The sequence below is a fragment of the Streptomyces sp. NPDC031497 genome, from assembly GCF_055580905.1.
On the sequence record NZ_JBVIKO010000020.1, the window covers coordinates 106,863 to 122,540 of the forward strand.

Sequence of the window (15,678 nt, forward strand, 5' to 3'; positions counted from 1 at the left end):
TTTATACTGGTAGTGCCTCTACCAGCCTGGAAGGACCAGCGAGGATGGCGACAGCGATACCGTCTGCCGGCCCCGAGGATCGCGGCAGCTTGCGGCGCGCAGAATTGGCTGAGTTTCTCCGGAGCCGACGAGAGCGCCTCACGCCCCAGCAAGCCGGAGTGATCCACACCGGCCGCCGCCGCACGCCGGGCCTGCGCCGGGAAGAGGTCGCGCAACTGAGCGGGATGAGTACGACCTGGTACACATGGCTCGAGCAGGGACGCGACATCAGGGTTTCCGATCAGGTACTCGATGCGCTGTCACGGACATTGCAACTCGACCATGACGAGCGAAGTCACCTGTTCGCTCTGGCCGGCGCCCCGGATCCCACCACGACAACGGAGTGCGACGCCGTCACACCGCAGATGCGCGCCGTGCTGGCCAAGCTGGATCCGTATCCCGCCTGTGTGCAAGGCGGCAAGTACGACCTGCTGGCCTACAACACCGCACTCCGCTTGCTGCTCACCGACCTGGACGAGGTTCCCAGAGAACAGCGCAACTGCGTGTGGTTGACCTTCACCCACCCGGCTTGGCGGGAGAGCATCGTCAACTGGGAAGCCACCGCCGCGCGCATGGTCGCCAACCTACGAGTCGCCATGGCCGAACACGTCGGTGACCCCCTGTGGCGGAACCTCGTGTCCCGGCTTCGGGCGGTGTCCCCGGAGTTCGCCGAACTATGGGACCGTCACACGGTTGCTCAGGTGGAGGACTCCGGAGTGCGGACGATTCGCAACGCCATCGTCGGTGAGCTCCACTTCGAGGTCTCCAACACCTGGCTGGCACCACGGTCGGGCCACCGACTGCAGGTCTTTACCCCGGCCGATTCTGAGACCGAACGACGTCTCGCCGTGTTGGTTGGTCGGACCCCCCACGCGCGGCCCGCGCCGTAAGCGCCTGGGAGATCGTCTCAACTGGCCCGCTCACCAGGCCGGCGGTCGTGACGGCGATGGTGGAGCGGCTGGTTCAGGACGGGCTGTGGGAGGCGTTTCAGCGGGTGCTCCCGGCAGTTCCGGTACGGCCCCACGGCGATGGCCGACGCCGGTTCGGGAACGGGCAGGTGCCGGCAGCCATCGGGTTCGTGGCCGTTGCTCGGCGGCGCAGTCATCACCGGTGACGACAGCATGCGCCTCTACTTCCGCTCGCCCGCGCGGGACCGCACGTGCGGAGTGGACGTACTGATCAGCCATACGGGGCCCGGCCTGCTGGGCTTCCTGGCGTCCCCGGCGTTCCTGGCGAACGAGCATGGGGCCGTGAAGCGAAGGTCTCACGCGAACCGGGCGGCCAGGCGCCGGAAAAGGGCTGGGGCGGCACCGTGCAGGCGGGCGGGGAGTCGCATCCAGCCGGGGGCAAAGGACTCATCCTGACGCCGGCCGACCGCACGGACGACGGTCTCAGCAACCTGGTCAGGCGGAATCAGATCAGGGAACCCGCGTGTGTACGGGCTTCCCCGGCGTTCGAAGAACGGGGTGTCCACGGCGCCGGGCACGACGACGGAGACTCTCACATCACTGCCCGCACCGCTGCTGGCTGCGGCGCCGACCTCGTAGCGAAGGCTTTCGGCGAAGGCGTTGAGCCCCGCTTTCGTGGCGGAGTACACGGCTTCCCCGCCCACGGCGACGCACCCCGCGATCGAGGAGACGAACACCAGATGCCCGCGTCCGCGCCGCACCATGCCCGGCAGCAGGGCCCGGGACAGGTGCAGAGGGGCGAGGAGGTTAACCGCGAGGAGCCGGTCGATCATCTCGGGCGGGGTGTCGATGAAGGCCCCGGCCCAGCCGATTCCGGCGTTGGCGACCAGCAGGTCCACCTCGCCGACCAGATCGATCGTGGCGGCTGCCAGCTTCTCCGCTCCGCCGATGGAGTCGAGTTCCATGGGCAGGGTGAGTCCGCCCGTGCGGTCGGCGACCTGGGAAAGCCGTTCCCCGTCACGGCCGTTGAGCACCAGCCGCCACCGGCCGCTCGCCGCGAGCCGGTCAGCGACACATGCCCCGATGCCGGAGGAGGCCCCTGTCACCAGGGCCACGGGCAGTGTCACTGGGTCTCCCGGGCGGGCAGGACGGCGTCCCAGGTGATCGGAAGGGCCGCCGGACCCGGCACGACCGAGTCTTCCTTGAAGACGATCTGCTCGAGCGGGAGGGCCGGGCGAATGGTGGGTATTCGGCGCAACAGTGTCTCGAAGACCGCTTTCAGCTCCAGACGGGCGAGTTGCTGCCCTACGCACTGGTGCGGACCATGGCCGAATCCGAGATGCGGCACGGGTTTCCGCCCGATGTCCAGCACGTCGGGGTCGGGCACCAGGGCCTCTTCCCGGTTGGCGGTCTGCACGACCGCGACAACATAGTCGCCGGCCGCCACCGCCTGGCCCGCGATGTGAGTGTCCTCGGTGGCCCTGCGCAGGACGCTTCCGGGGAGGCTGCTGGTGCCGAAGCGGATCAACTCCTCGACAGCGTTGCCAGCCTGTTCGGGTTCCGCGCGCAGCCGGTCCAGCTGGGTCGGCTGCTGGAACAGGGCGAGCAGCCCGCAGGCGGCGATGGTATCCGTGCTGGCGAAGCCGCCTACCAGCAGGGCGGCGCTCGTCATGACCAACTCGGTGTCGGTGAAAGGCCGTTCAGTCCGCTCTCCGCGGGCGATGATCCGGCTGAGGAGGTCCTCGCCAGGATTGCCCCGTCGGTCTTGTACGAGCTTCAGCAGGTACTCGAAGAGCGGCAATCCGACCTTGATGACCTCGTCTTCACTGGTCGTGGTATCAAACAGGGTCATGGCGGTCTTCTGGAAGACTCCGCGGTCGGCGTACGGAACGTCGAGCAGTCTGGCAATGACCTGGGTCGTGACCGGCGTGATCAGCTGAGTGCAGAAGTCGGCGGGGCCCGGAGCCGTTGCCAGCTCGTCGATCAGGTCGTCGACGATCCGCTGGACGGCGGGGCGAAGTGCGTCAAGCTGTCGGGGGGACAGTTCGGGGGCGATGGCACGGCGGAGCCGCAGGTGCTCGGCACCGTCCATACGTGGGAAGTCGCCCTCGACAATGGGGGCGTCGGGGTTCAGGCCGCGGACGAGATGGGCGATGGATCCGGGCTGGGAGCTGAACCGTGCGGTGTCGGCGAACACCTCGCGGACGTCGGCATACCGGGTGATCAGCCAAGCGTCGATGCCGGTCGGGCAGGCCACCTTGGCCCCCGGAGCCTCGGTCTGCGTCTGGGCTGTCTCCGGGGTGAAGCCGAAGGGGCATCCCTGTCCCCGCCCCCCGGGCACCGGAGGAGCCGAAGTTTCTTCGCCAAAAAACATTGATCGCCTTTGTTTGTTTCCGGAACTCGGAGAATTTATTGACGAAACTCAATTCCAGAGAATTGCGCCCCGCCATGTGTGCATGTGTAATGCGACTGTTCGGCGGGACGCGCTAGATCCACCTGCCGCGATCTCGTCAGCGGCGCATCACTTGAAATGTCTCAAAACGTCTCGCATGGCAGCGCAATTGCGAGAGGCGGTAACGGAACGCTGCGGGGTGACCGTGTCTCGCCGCCGGGTACGCCGCGTGGCTCGGTCGCGCCGGTCTGGCGGTCGAGCGTTGGGGGGTGATGGGTGGTCGGTAGCGCGCGGGGGCGGCGCCCGGTGGGGGAGTGGTTCAGTGCGTGCTGGCCGCCGAGGTCCAGCCCCTGTCGACGCTCAGCTGCTGGTTCATGGTCGGGTACCCGACGAGGCAGTTGAACGTCTTGACCTTGCCGCTGTGTGGATACCAGAGGTCGGCGGTCGGGACGTCGATCTGCGCGCCGTTCGGCTTGGCGGTTCCGGCCGGTGACTGTGGCGGCCCTTGGAATGTGCTCTGGACGGACAGTTCGATGCCCCAACAGGCCCTTGATGTCTGTGCTCTTGCCCTCCGCTACGTGGTGGTCGCGCCGGACGGCTGCGAGGTTGTGCCTGTGCCGGCGCGGCGGCGATGGGAGGACCGTCCAGGGTGGCTGACGCGGGCGCGACGGTTTCTCCCGCACTTAGTAATTCAAACACTCGATTGAGATTAGGGGGTGGTGGTGTGGGCTGTCAAGCCACTGTTTGAATTCCGCGGGGGTGGGTCGCGGTCGCGGAGTCCCATGCCTGCATGACGCCGGGCGTCACGCCGAGTTGTGTGACACGCCCGTGGGACAGTAGGCGCCGGAAGTTATTTTGTGAAGCAAATCTGGACGGATATCGCACGTCATGCTGAGGAGTGCGGCGCCCTGGCAAGGGCCGATGTGGGAATCCACTGTGTGGGCGGGCGCAGCCTGTTGCCAGGCACATCGACAGGCGGGCGTGCGGGCGACCATTCTCATGGCAGGAGGAGCACCCCGCGGCTGACACGAGGCCGGTGAAGGGGATCGGGTGTCGCCGCTCGGCACGGATGTGACCTCTCGACCATGACGTCGATAAGGTCAGGCGATCGGTGGACCGTCGCAGCAGGCCGGACCCGTGTGCTTATTTCCGGAGGCAGGTTGTCGATGCGTCTGCGTCCAGGCGAGACCGAGGCCGTTGGCTGGCGGGTGGTGACCGTGCTCGACGCCGTCCGGCAGCTGCGCGACGCGTCCCCCGACGTTCTCGGACGTCCGCGGTTGATCGCGATCGACGGCCGGGGCGGTGCCGGCAAGACGACCTTGGCCGAGCGGCTGCGCAAGGTGGTGCCCAACTCCGCCATCCTGCACACCGACGACATCGCCTGGAACCACGCCTACTTCGACTGGGGTGCCGTACTCATCGAGAACATCCTGCAACCCCTGCACCGGGGCGAGGCGGTGGACTTCCGCCCTGCTCCCTGGATCGCCCACGAACGGCCCGGATCGATCACCGTCCCCGCGAGCGCGGACTTCATCTGGGTCGAGGGCACCGGCATCATCCGCGAAGGGCTTGCCTCGTGGTTGGACGCCTCGGTGTGGATGCAGGGCGACCTCGATGAGCAGGAGCGCTTGTTGGCCGTCCGCGACGGCGACTCTCCCCGGCAGCGGGAGCACGTGGTGAACTGGCTGCTGGAGGAAGTGCCGTTCATGCTGCAAGAACAGCCGTGGGCCCGAGCCACCATGATCGTCGCCGGCCCTCCGCAGATCGACCACGACCCGGACACCGAGTTGGTCGTCGCCCCGCCGACCAGCCCTTAGACGTCGTTGGTTCGATCGCCAGTGTTCGGGCGTGACGATCGTGGAGCGTCTGGTCCCTGACAGGCTGTGGGAGTTGTTCGAGCGGGTTGTGCCAGCTGCGCACGTACGACCCCAAGGAGGCGGCCGGCGGCGGTACGGCGACCGGAACATACTGGCCGCGATCTTGTTCGTGGCGGCCTCCGGCTGTACGTGGAGACAGACACCGGAAGCATTCGGACCATCGTGGTCAACGGTGGGATCTCCGCCACAAACACCCATGACAGTCTGGGACTTGAGCCGCTGGTGCGGGGTATACCGCCCATCCGCTCCCGCCGCGGCCCCCGACGACGCCGTCCCGCCAAGCTCCATGCGGACAAGGGATACGACTACGACCACCTGCGTCGATGGCTCCGCAGCCGCCGCATCGTGCCCCGGACAGCCCGTAAGGGCGTTGACTCCTCGGCCCGGCTCGGCCGACACCGCTGGACCGTCGAACGGACGGTCAGCTGGCCCGGCGCGATCCGCAGACTCCACCGCCGCCACGAGCGTAAGGCCGAACACTTCCTGGCTTTCGCAGGCATCGCAGCAACCCTTATCTGCTACGGCCGTCTAACGAGGGGACGCCCTGCTCGCTAGCATCGCCCCTCATGATCGCAGTGGTCGTCACCATTGGGCTGGCGTTCGTCGGCTATGTTGTCACCTACCTCAACGGCCTGCGCCTGTCGCAGCGGCAAGAACACCTGGCCCGCGTGAATCGCCAGCTCAGCGACTTCTATGGGCCCCTGTTCGCCCTTACGGAAGCCAACAGCCGCACCTTCGGTGCGTTCCTGGAACGTCACGCTCGCCCTGGCGGAACGTCACCGTTCGTACATGAGACCCCGCCCACTCCAGAAGAGCTCACCGAGTGGCGGCTGTGGGTGACTACCGTCTTTCTGCCGAACATCCAGGCCATGCGCGACCTGGTCATCAAGCACGCGGACCTGTTGAGCGAACCAGAGATGCCGCCGCTTCTGCTCCAGCTGTGCGCGCATGTGTCGGGCTACGAGATCACAGCTGCCCGGTGGGCGCAGGGAAACCACGACCAGCACCTCTCGGTGGTGTCGTTCCCCAGCGAGGAGCTCGCCGCCTACGCGCGTCAGGGATTCTCCGCGCTGAAGAAGGAACAGGCCCGCCTGCTGGGGCAACGGCAGGAGAGCTGACCAATGGCAACGACGTCTTGGAACGGCTACTGAGGTTGAACTCGTGGTGTGTCCGGCATCAGGGGTCAAGGCCTTCCCTCGCATGGCCGCACTACATCGTCCTGCCGGCTGAACGGCACACCCTGACGGCCTACGACCGGAAAGACCCTGGAGAACCAGACCACCGCGCTGGTCTCCGCCCTGTCCGAACACCGAAAATCGCGTCGGCCGGCCGACAAAAGTCCCCCTCAACGACTCCTCATCGCCCCAACCAAGCCAGCGAGGTTGGATCGTGATGAGACGTCTGGCTGGCCGCGCCTACGGGTGCGTGTCCGTGATCGCGATGACCTTGTCGAGGTGGTCCAGGGCGGCCTGCATGTCGTCGATCTTGGCCTGGATACGCTCGCGCTCGGCTCGCAGCATGGCTCGTTGCTCGGCGTCGGTGTGCCCGGAGTCCCAGCACGGCAGGAGTTCGGTGATCCTTCGGCTGGTGAGCCCGGCGGCGAACATCTGCTGGAAGAAGCGGACCAGGGGGATGGCGTCCTGCCGGTACAGGCGCTGGCCGGACGGGCTGCGCTCCGCGACGAGCAGCCCTTGCTGCTCGTAGTAGCGCACGGCGCGCACTGAGACGCCGGCACCTCGTGCCACCTCGCCGATGCGGATCAACCGCTCGGCTGCGGCCACTGTGACAGTCATGGTGATTCCTCTCACCCCTGGCCCTGACGATCAGCACTTGCCTCTGACGTTAGCGTCAGGTTTTAGCGTACCGGCCATGGATATCAACAACTCAGTTGCCCTTGTCACCGGAGCCAACCGCGGCCTGGGCCGCGCCTTCGCCCAGCGCCTGCTCGAACGGGGCGCCCGCAAGGTCTACGCGACGGCCCGCCGACCGGAGACCGTGGACCTGCCCGGGGTCGAGGTGCTGCCCCTCGACATCGCCGATCCCGCATCCGTGAGGGCCGCCGCCGAGGCCGCCCCGGACGTCTCGCTACTCATCAACAACGCGGGAATCAATACGGGGACCGACCTGGTGACCGGTTCGCTGGACGCGGTGCGGCACGAGCTGGAGACCAACATGTTCGGCCACCTGGGAATGATCCGGGAGTTCGCGCCGGCGCTCGCCAGGAACGGCGGGGGCGCGATCGTCAACGTCCTCTCCGCCATGTCGTGGTTCGGGGGCAAGGGCGCAAATGCCTACCACCTGACCAAGGCCGCCGCCTGGGCCATGACCAACGGCGTCCGCCTGGAGCTCGCCGAGCAGGGCACGCTCGTCACAGCGGTACACCTCGGCCTGGCCGACACCGACATGGCGGCGGGCTGGCCCGTGGACAAGATCGCTCCGTCGGACCTGGCCGACGCGGCGCTCGACGGTGTTGAGGCGGGCTCCGCCGAGGTCCTCGCCGACCAGTGGAGTCGGGACGTCAAGTCCCGTCTGCCGCTGACGCCGGAAGAGTTCAACGCCGCAATGGACCGCGCCCTGGCGGCGCTGATGGCAGCCTGAGGGGCCCCTCGGGCCGCACGGACTTCGGTCGGCTGCTTCTCCATCGGCCTCCCGAACTCCTCTACTTGAGGTTGAACTCGTGGTGCCGTGTCGCTGATCAGGCGGGTCCGATGGTCAGGCCGGCCTCGGCGAAGCACCCGTCTATGTGGATCAGGGCGGTGACTGCGCGTGGGCCACTCGCGCCGGTGGTGGGGCGGTGGCGATCACCTGGTCGCCGATGTCGATGTCCTCGACGGGTTCGGCTGGACGCGCTGACCAATGCGGACCGCGTGTGTCGGGGTGACCGGAGCCTTCCGAGACGTGATCCCCGGACTCACCTACGAGTGCGGCATGGCGTCGGTGGACGCGGAGTTTGCGCAGCAACGTGGCTGGCTCAAGCCGGAAGGGGCCTTACGGAGGACGCCTACGAAGCCCCCGAGGGTCGAGCCCGGCAGGGGGCCGGGGAGGACCGTACGTGGGGAGGCGTAGCGGCGGAGTTCGGTGCTGCGGCGGTTGATGCACCGCTCGACGGTGTCCGCTGCTTGTAGACCTCTCGGTCAAACCCGGGTGGCCTGCCGCCGCGGCTGCCAGGTCGTGCGCGGTGGGCCTGCTGGTCTGCCGGGATCGGACTCACGGCACGGGTCCCTCGTCGTCTGAGGTGGGTGCGGATGGCGCGGAACGAATACGCCCTGGTCTGCCAGTACCAGTGTCGGCCGCGTGCGCGGGGCCGCCCTTGGCGGCGGGGCATCCTCAGGGCAGCCACGACGGATGCGAGAGCCGGAGCCTCCCCGGCCTGGCCAGGCGTGAGGGCAAAGGCCGATGGTCGGCATCGACCATCGGCGGCCAGATGGGCCTTTGCCGTCAGGCCACCGCGCTACCGGCCAAGGGCGTGATCGTCCGGTTCGCCAGCTGCGGCCCCTTCTTGCGGACGCCCGCACCATGTTGGTGAGCACGCGATGCGGACGGGCAGCAGCGGCCCGTCCGCACGTGTGCTGGGAGTACATCCAACGGGCGGCAAGGCGCCCAGACGTTTTGGCCCCCTGTGCGGGCGAAAATCGTGGTCGGCTTCCGCGGCTCGGTGGCAGGCTTCCGCAGGACCGCTGCCTCGTCATCTACGCGCCGGACCGGCCGGCCCGCAGACCGCCGGCAGAGCCCGACCGGGCGCGTAGGCGGCATCAGAGGTCCTTCTGGTACCACCCCTGGTTCTGCGAACCGTCGCACGTGTGCTGGATGAGGACCGTATTGGTCGTGACGGCGGCTCCGTTGGTGCCGATACACATTCCGCTCTTGCGGTTGATGATCCGGACAACGTCGGAGGGGTACAGACGGTAGTGCTCGATGTGCCAGTCCTGGTTGACGGAGTTGTCCGGCGTGGCCGCGATGATCTGGGCGTTTTCGGCGGTACTTCCCCCGCTGACGCCAAGGTTGAGCTTTGTGAGCACATTCGTGTACCGGCTGTACGCGGGGGTGGTCTCCTTCCACAGTTCAACGCCGGCGTAGTCGCCGGCGACGATGACACTTGGGTTCAGGATGACGGGATAGGCGTTTCGGGCATTCGATGCCGTCATCATCTGGTTGGTGCCGGCCAGGACGGATTTGTAGTTGAGGAATCCGTACTGCTTGTCGCCCGCGGTCGCATGGGCGTCTGTCGCGGCGATCACCGGTGTGACGACCACCATCGCAGTCATGGCGGCCGTCACGGCGATCACCCGTGGTAACCAGCGGACTTCCACTGTCATTTCCTCACGCTCCCAATTGAAATCAGGGATCTTGCTGTACGGAACGACCGCTACGCCTACGTCTGGTGGAACGGCCCCGAGAATGGGAACGCTACGGAAATCACCCGCACGGGCGTACCTATTGCATGTACAGGCAAAAGCGAGGCCTCACGGGGCGTTCCGTGCCTGCGTCAGGTTCCGTGCACCAGCGCGGTCCCGAGCCGGGTGCGCGTGTGCAGTACGGATGTGCCCAGCCGCTCGGTGCCGACCAGGCCGGCCCGGCGTAGCGCGGCGGCGTGGCGGCTGGCCGTGGACGCGGACACGCACAGCCGCGTCGCGAGCGCGGTGGTGGTGTGGCCCGTGTCGAGAAAGCGCAGCGCGGTCGCCCGGGTCGGCCCGATCAGTTCCTCCAGCCCCTGACCGCCCGGTCTGTCCGCTGAGGCCCGCGGGATCCACAATGGCGCGCGGGCGACCGGGTAGATGAGGACGGGCGGCAGTTCGGGGTCGGCCAAGCCGATCGGATGGTTGTGGCAGAAGAAGCTGGGGATCAGGCACAGGCCGCGCCCGGCGAGATGGAGGTCGCGGTTGACCGGGTAGCTGACCTCCAGGATCGGAGGGCGCCAGCGCATTCCGGGTCTGAGGCTGTTGAGCATGGCCTCACTGCCCTGTTCCAGGAGCAGTTCGGCTCGGCGGGCTGTGTCCCGGCCGGCGCACGCCAGCGCGCTGGGAGCGTACGGGGCGAGCGCGGTGTCATGGTAGCGGTGCAGTGCCGCGCCGAGTTCGCGCAGCGCGGGCGGGCTGCCGGTCCCGATGGCGTCGAGCCGGGCTGACGGCCGGGACCGACTCTGAGCGAGCTGGTCGATCTCGGTTCGCAGCCGGCGTCTGCTCGTGGACAGGGCCACGTCGATGCCCGCCTCGACGACGGTGGTGTGTCCCGGCGGCGTCAGGAAGTCGGGAAAGTAGGAGCTGATCGGCACGATTGCCGCCAGCAGCCGGACGTCCTGCTCAAGCCTGGCGGTGGCCAGGGCCTGGCAGGCGACGCGCTTCCACGGGCCGAAGAACGGGTCTGGGCTCACGAGCTGATGCAGGCTAAGGACCGTCTCCCACATGACGTCCGGCTGCGGGGCCAGACGTAATCGTCCGAGATCGGCGCTGCCAAAGTGAATACGAAGCACGGTTCCCCCACCGGTCGTATACGGCTGAGCATGATCGGGTGTGCCGGGAACGTTTGCAGCCCCCGCCGCCCGGTGTCACCGGCGCGCTGTTGCCTGAGCGCGCGGGCGCAGTCGCGATCGTGTTCTGTACGACGCCTGACCGCGCCCGAAGGTTGGAGCGACTCGCGGCCAATTTGTCTCAGGCGTCGGGGCGTCCGGGGAAAGAGACGGGTCGTCCGGGGCCGCGGCCTCCACCACGGCCAGGCCCGGCTCCACCGCGTATGCGTCGATGATCGTGCGGCACCGGCTTTCCCGCGACGAACGACTCCGGCTGATCCTCAGTGGTCGGGCGCTCCGCTGCGAGCCCGTGCGGACGCGCCGCCCCCCCCGGCCGCTGGCAAATCCGTTCCCGACAACGGCCGTACGGTCTGCCGCTCCCGTTCCGTGTCATCTGTTCCTGCACCGACGTGGCAGGTCGAGGACGTCGCATGCCCCGAGTGCGGTGCAGGACCTGGAACTCGCCGTACGACGTCCCGCCGGCACCCTGCCATGGCGCGCGTGACGCAGTTCAGGCTCCGATTCGGGTCTGACTGGTCGAGAGGACCGTCCATGCCCCTGTCCGAGTCCTGCGCTGAGTTGCTCTGCCTCTGTTCCTTACGCCGTCCCAGGCCGACGTGCCCGGTGCCCTGCCGGCGAGACCCGCCGCAGGCCCGGCCCGGGGATCTGGTCAACGACCGCAAATGGAACCAGACCTTCCCGCCAGCAACGGTCTCAATACGTGAACCCTGCTTCGCCGTGCCACGCCGGCCGCCCCGCGTCCGCATTCAGTAGGCAGCCATATGGTCACGATTAGTGAACCTCAGGGGTGCACATGCGGTGCGCGCCCGCCGGTGCGTGCTGGGCGTGTGGCGGGTGGTGGACCTGGTGTGATGCAGAACACGATGGAGATGCGAAGACCTGTTCGGGGCATCCCCCGTGCGAGTTAGGCCTGATCAGGAGGCTACCGAGGGTGACTAGCAGTGCTTGTTGAAGATTGCAGGATGCTGCGGGGTGGGACGCTCGTTGATTTTTTCCGCGTGTGCATGAGTGATCGGACGCGTGAATCACTTAGGTAGGTCTCAGGCCCAACGGGCCGTCGGCGCGCACGAGTTGGCGCCGGTCCCAGCCGACCCCGATGGAGAGGGAGAGCCTGCCCATGTGCCGTGCCGCCGGGAGGCCCGCGTGAGTCATGACGACGTCCCAGAAGACACCCCAGCCCCAGACCAGGGCATGAGTCTGTCGCAGGACATGTACCAGCCGCTGGACCTGCCGATCGACTTCGAGGCGTTCTACCTCGGACACCAGGAGCCGTTCCACGCCTACGCGGAAGTCCACTTCGGGACCCGCGAGCTGGCCGAAGAGGTCATCCACGAGGTGTTCCTCCAGATCCACGCCGGCTGGACGCAGCTGCTCAGCTCGGGCTCCCTGGAACAGGGCGCCTGGGCGATCATGCGGCGCGCCGTCCACGACCGCCTCGACCGCGAAGGCCGCGCACCCGCGTTCGTCATCAACGGGCCCATCACCCAGGCGCTGGCCCCGGCGCTCGCCACGGCCCGGGACAAGCTGCACAAGATGGAGTCGACCAGCGGCCTGTACGAGGCGATCGCGGAACTGCCCAACCGTCAGTTCGAGGTGATCGTGCTGCGCTACATCCTCGGCTATTCCACCGCCAGGGTCGCCTGGTACGTCGGCATCGACGAACGCACCGTCGGCCACCACCTGCGCCGTGGCAAGGACCGCCTGCGCCTCAAGCTCGGCCTGCCCGACGAACGCAAGAAGCCCCACCAGAAAGGGGAACGGTCGTGACCACTACTCTCGACGCCCTGCTGAACGAGGTCCGGCTGCCCGTCACGACACCGAGCCGGTTCGACGTCGCCGCAGGCCTGCGCAGGCTCGCCGCCGACGCCCGCCGCCGCACCCCGACCACGGACATCGCCCGTGCCGCACAGGCCGGCCAGCGGTTAGGGGTCGTGTGCCGGTGGGTGCTCAACGAGCCGGCCGTCGCCGACCACGTCGCCAAAATCGCCGAAGGCCCCGCCCGCGGACCGCTGACGGAGGAACAACTGGACGTCGACGGCGCCCTCGCCTTCGCCTGCCTGCTCTACCTCACCCGCCACCCCGAGTCCGCCCAGTTCTGGTGGCAGCTCGCCGCGGGCGCCGGCAGCCGCGCAGCCGCCTACTGCCTGCACCTGCACCACCTGGCCCTCGGCGAATCCAAGCGGGCCCGGCACTGGTTCCACCAGCTCACCCACTCCATGGCCGACACCGCACCACCCGACGCCGCATTCCTCGAAGGCCTCGAACTCTTCGCCCGCTACGTCCGCACCAACGGTTCCACCGCCCTGGCCCCCACCGGCCGCCTGGAGCACGAGATCGACCGGCTCGCCGCCCGCGCACCCGGCCGCTCCGTCATCGTCGCCCGGCCCGACCGGCAACTGGTCGACCAGCTGCAGCAGTTCGCCGCCGGCCGCTGACCCGGCCCCGAGCACCAGGAAGAGAAAAGAAGGAAGAGGAAAGAAGGAGGGGAGTCCCGTTCCGGCCACCGGTTCCGACGCCACCGGCCGGGCGGACTCCCCACCACGACGCCATACGAAAGGGACGCCTTCCATGCACCCTAGCCCTCGACCACCCCTGCCGGGCAAGAACCAGCGGGTCGCCCCGGCTCGCATCCTGCGCGGCACCCGCCGCACCGAATCCGACATCGTCGGGCTGGTGGTCTTCCTGCCCTGCCCCAACCCCTGCTGCGATCCGCGCCGGGAGATCACGCCGACGCATGTGTCTGCGCTCTCTGTTCGAGGGGCGAGCGATGCGGACGCGCTCCGACAGGCCGCCCGGCCGAGCAGCGTCAAGGCGATGCGGCTTCCTCGACCGTGACTCGTGGACGTGGCCGCGGGAACCTTCCGGCGGTCACGTCCACGGGCAGGCCCAGGCTGCGGCAAGCACCGGGTACCGGAGCCCGTTGCCGCCGAGCCGCGCCAGGCCGGGAGCGCCTGGTTCCGCGCATTCCACTTCCGCCCGCCTGGCAGGCGCCGGCCTGTCCGGTTGCCGGGCCGGTTCACCAGCGGTCACCCCCACGTGGCCTCGAACAACGGATGGGCCCGGTCCGCGTCCACACCCAACCCCAGGGCCTCGCACCGGCGTTCGCTCGTGATCACGGACCGAAGTGGCGCCTGTGCCCGGCATCCGGCGTATCGCACCGTGCCGCATGTCCGACACCCCACCCCGCTGCCGGCCGCCCCGTCCTTGGACGGCCGGCTCCGCCTCTGATCACCCCTTGGCGGCGGCGAGGGCGGCCAGCTCGCGGTTGACGGCGACTTGGTGTGCCTCAGCGTCCATACGCGCCTTCTTCGGGCTCCAACGACCTGCCATCACGAAGACGAAGGGCAGGAAGAGCACCTGGCCGCCGACGCAGATCCACCACCAGGTGCGCCATTCGCCGGGTCCGTCCTTCGACGCCTTCTGGACCGTGGCGCCGTACTCCTGCAGCAGCTTCAGCTGCGGCGCCGCCTTCTGGACGACGGCGAGGTTCTCCGCACCGACCTCCTTGGCGGCGCGGGCGCCCAACGCGGGCGGCACGGTGGCCGGGGTGTACTTGTTCAACTCGGCGAAGAGTTCCGGGTGCGCGTTGACGATGGCCAGCGCGGGCGCCGCCTGCGCCGAGGCGACCTTGACCTCGGCACCGTGCTCCACGAGCGGGGTCACGGAGGTGACCAGTACCGGGATGAAGGCCGCGGACACGGCGACCACGATGCGCACCGTCCAGCCCCACACCGCCAGGCCCGCCGCGGTCGCCGCCGGGTTGTGCTTCTCCACCGTCTCGGTGAAGCTCGCCATCCAGGGCGCGTAGGCGATGCCGCTGAAGACGCCGATGCCGACGAACAGCCAGGCGAAGGTGTAGTAGTCGGTCGTCAGGTGGGTGGCGCGGGTGGCGAAGATCGCGGTCACCACGACGGAGCCGACCGCGCCGACGATCATGAAGGGCTTGCGCACCTTCAGCCGGTCCGAGAGCAGGCCGACCAGGACCAGGGCGATGGCGTTCGCCCCCCAGTACCAGTTGGCCAGCGCGTTGGTGCGCTGCTCGCTGTAGCCGAAGACGGTCGAGAAGTAGACGACGAAGTTGCCGACCGCCGCGTAGTACAGCAGCAGGAACACGGCGATGGCGAAGGCCGAGCCCAGCACGTCCAGGCGCATCATCTGCCGCCACTCGCCGCGCCGTAGCGCCTCGGTGTCCAGTCCCTTGGCGCGCGCCTCGACCAGTGCCCGGTCCCGCAGTGTCACCATGATCTGGTCGCGCAGCGCCGGTGACAGCTCGCGCAGCGCGAAGACCGCGACGACGAAGACGACGAACCCGGCGATCGCCGAATAGCGAAGTTCGTCCTGCCAGGTGGCGCTGTCGAGGGTGTTGCTGGTGACGGTGGTGACGACCAGGGAGCCGATGACCGGGCCCATCGTCCAGTACCCCATCGCGGTGGCCCGGCCGAGCTGCGGGGAGAAGTCCCTGATCAGCGCGGGGGTGGCGACCAGCACGATGCCCTCGATGAAGCTGACGAGCGCGAAGAGCACCAGATAGGTGGACTTGTTCGCCGCGTTCGGCAACCCGAAGAAGACCAGCAGCGCGGCGATCAGCAGCCCGTAGACCACCAGATTCGCCCGGCCCCAGCGGTCCGCCAGACCGGCCACGAGCGAGGCGAAGGCCCCGATCGCGTTGCCGATCACCGAGACCCAGATGAAGTAGCGGTACGTCATACCGAAGTGCGTGATGATCGACGTCGCTACCGCGTACTGGATGTACAGCATGTAGTACAGGACGACAGTGGTGACGACCACGATCGCGAGGTAGGCCATACGGCGGCCGGTGGGCGGGTAGTCCGTCAGTTCGCGGCGGTACAGCGAGGCCAGTGGGCCGCGGTCGTCCGCGGAGGGTACATCGGGCGCGGGTCTGTCGGCGTCGGACGGTGTCGTAGCGGCGGACAT

At 68.1% G+C, this 15,678-nt stretch carries 12 protein-coding genes and 3 pseudogenes; 8 read left to right on the top strand and 7 right to left on the bottom strand.

The genetic code is table 11. From position 1 onward, the window contains the following. Window positions 1–44 precede the first annotated feature (44 nt). Window positions 45–929, top strand: a complete 885-nt coding sequence (locus ACZ5K7_RS33990) for a helix-turn-helix transcriptional regulator (RefSeq protein WP_468919490.1) — start codon at window positions 45–47, stop codon at window positions 927–929. Between the two features lie 374 nt (window positions 930–1,303). Here the strand turns inward: ACZ5K7_RS33990 and ACZ5K7_RS33995 are convergent, their stop codons facing one another. Then, a complete protein-coding gene (locus tag ACZ5K7_RS33995; protein WP_468919733.1) occupies window positions 1,304–2,107 on the bottom strand; it encodes an SDR family NAD(P)-dependent oxidoreductase in 804 nt (267 codons plus the stop codon). After that, window positions 2,071–3,039 (bottom strand): cytochrome P450, encoded by a 969-nt coding sequence (locus tag ACZ5K7_RS34000; protein WP_468919736.1) that lies wholly within the window; start codon window positions 3,037–3,039, stop codon window positions 2,071–2,073. The genes ACZ5K7_RS33995 and ACZ5K7_RS34000 overlap by 37 nt, the downstream gene beginning before the upstream one ends. Window positions 3,040–4,505: 1,466 nt before the next feature. Here ACZ5K7_RS34000 and ACZ5K7_RS34005 point away from each other — a divergent pair. From ACZ5K7_RS34005 to ACZ5K7_RS34020, 4 genes and pseudogenes are all read left to right on the top strand, one after another. After that, on the top strand, window positions 4,506–5,156 hold the full coding sequence (locus ACZ5K7_RS34005; RefSeq protein WP_468919493.1) for a uridine kinase family protein: 651 nt from the start codon (window positions 4,506–4,508) through the stop codon (window positions 5,154–5,156). Between the two features lie 88 nt (window positions 5,157–5,244). Next, window positions 5,245–5,331: pseudogene (locus ACZ5K7_RS34010) on the top strand (IS5/IS1182 family transposase); the annotation flags it as partial. A 29-nt stretch (window positions 5,332–5,360) separates the two neighbouring features. Continuing rightward, window positions 5,361–5,771, top strand: a pseudogene (locus ACZ5K7_RS34015) (transposase); the annotation flags it as partial. An 11-nt stretch (window positions 5,772–5,782) separates the two neighbouring features. Further along, window positions 5,783–6,334, top strand: a complete 552-nt coding sequence (locus ACZ5K7_RS34020) for a hypothetical protein (protein ID WP_351710868.1) — start codon at window positions 5,783–5,785, stop codon at window positions 6,332–6,334. A 297-nt stretch (window positions 6,335–6,631) separates the two neighbouring features. Here the strand turns inward: ACZ5K7_RS34020 and ACZ5K7_RS34025 are convergent, their stop codons facing one another. Then, window positions 6,632–7,009 carry a MerR family transcriptional regulator gene (locus ACZ5K7_RS34025; protein ID WP_468919497.1) on the bottom strand — a complete coding sequence of 126 codons (378 nt, stop codon included), beginning with the start codon at window positions 7,007–7,009 and terminating at the stop codon, window positions 6,632–6,634. A gap of 76 nt (window positions 7,010–7,085) precedes the next feature. Here ACZ5K7_RS34025 and ACZ5K7_RS34030 point away from each other — a divergent pair, with 76 nt between their 5' ends. Next, window positions 7,086–7,814: an SDR family oxidoreductase gene (locus ACZ5K7_RS34030; RefSeq protein WP_351710872.1), complete on the top strand. Its 729-nt coding sequence runs from the start codon at window positions 7,086–7,088 to the stop codon at window positions 7,812–7,814. Between the two features lie 488 nt (window positions 7,815–8,302). On the opposite strand, the pseudogene ACZ5K7_RS34035 reads toward ACZ5K7_RS34030, so the two are convergent. The 3 genes and pseudogenes from ACZ5K7_RS34035 to ACZ5K7_RS34045 form a co-directional block, all read right to left on the bottom strand. Further along, window positions 8,303–8,747, bottom strand: a pseudogene (locus ACZ5K7_RS34035) (transposase); the annotation flags it as partial. A gap of 221 nt (window positions 8,748–8,968) precedes the next feature. Continuing rightward, window positions 8,969–9,532 carry an RICIN domain-containing protein gene (locus ACZ5K7_RS34040; RefSeq protein ID WP_351710874.1) on the bottom strand — a complete coding sequence of 188 codons (564 nt, stop codon included), beginning with the start codon at window positions 9,530–9,532 and terminating at the stop codon, window positions 8,969–8,971. Between the two features lie 170 nt (window positions 9,533–9,702). Beyond that, window positions 9,703–10,587, bottom strand: a complete 885-nt coding sequence (locus ACZ5K7_RS34045) for an ArsR/SmtB family transcription factor (protein ID WP_468919501.1) — start codon at window positions 10,585–10,587, stop codon at window positions 9,703–9,705. Window positions 10,588–11,934: 1,347 nt separating this feature from the next. On the opposite strand from ACZ5K7_RS34045, the gene ACZ5K7_RS34050 reads away from it, so the two are divergent. Together ACZ5K7_RS34050 and ACZ5K7_RS34055 are read left to right on the top strand one after the other, a co-directional pair. Beyond that, window positions 11,935–12,510: an RNA polymerase sigma factor gene (locus ACZ5K7_RS34050; RefSeq protein ID WP_351710880.1), complete on the top strand. Its 576-nt coding sequence runs from the start codon at window positions 11,935–11,937 to the stop codon at window positions 12,508–12,510. After that, window positions 12,507–13,178, top strand: a complete 672-nt coding sequence (locus ACZ5K7_RS34055; RefSeq protein WP_351710882.1) for a hypothetical protein — start codon at window positions 12,507–12,509, stop codon at window positions 13,176–13,178. Before ACZ5K7_RS34050 ends, ACZ5K7_RS34055 begins: the two co-directional genes overlap by 4 nt. A 793-nt stretch (window positions 13,179–13,971) precedes the next feature. Here the strand turns inward: ACZ5K7_RS34055 and ACZ5K7_RS34060 are convergent. Beyond that, entirely contained in the window at window positions 13,972–15,678 is a 1,707-nt protein-coding gene (locus tag ACZ5K7_RS34060) for an MFS transporter (RefSeq protein WP_468919505.1), read from the bottom strand.

Bases quoted from the DNA above. Each gene is read 5' to 3' on its own strand.
- ACZ5K7_RS33990 (WP_468919490.1), top strand. From the start codon at position 45: ATGGCGACAGCGATACCGTCTGCCGGCCCCGAGGATCGCGGCAGCTTG.
- ACZ5K7_RS34000 (WP_468919736.1), bottom strand. From the start codon at position 3,039: ATGGACGGTGCCGAGCACCTGCGGCTCCGCCGTGCCATCGCCCCCGAA.
- ACZ5K7_RS34005 (WP_468919493.1), top strand. From the start codon at position 4,506: ATGCGTCTGCGTCCAGGCGAGACCGAGGCCGTTGGCTGGCGGGTGGTG.
- ACZ5K7_RS34020 (WP_351710868.1), top strand. From the start codon at position 5,783: ATGATCGCAGTGGTCGTCACCATTGGGCTGGCGTTCGTCGGCTATGTT.
- ACZ5K7_RS34025 (WP_468919497.1), bottom strand. From the start codon at position 7,009: ATGACTGTCACAGTGGCCGCAGCCGAGCGGTTGATCCGCATCGGCGAG.
- ACZ5K7_RS34030 (WP_351710872.1), top strand. From the start codon at position 7,086: ATGGATATCAACAACTCAGTTGCCCTTGTCACCGGAGCCAACCGCGGC.
- ACZ5K7_RS34040 (WP_351710874.1), bottom strand. From the start codon at position 9,532: ATGACAGTGGAAGTCCGCTGGTTACCACGGGTGATCGCCGTGACGGCC.
- ACZ5K7_RS34050 (WP_351710880.1), top strand. From the start codon at position 11,935: ATGAGTCTGTCGCAGGACATGTACCAGCCGCTGGACCTGCCGATCGAC.
- ACZ5K7_RS34060 (WP_468919505.1), bottom strand. From the start codon at position 15,678: ATGTCCGCCGCTACGACACCGTCCGACGCCGACAGACCCGCGCCCGAT.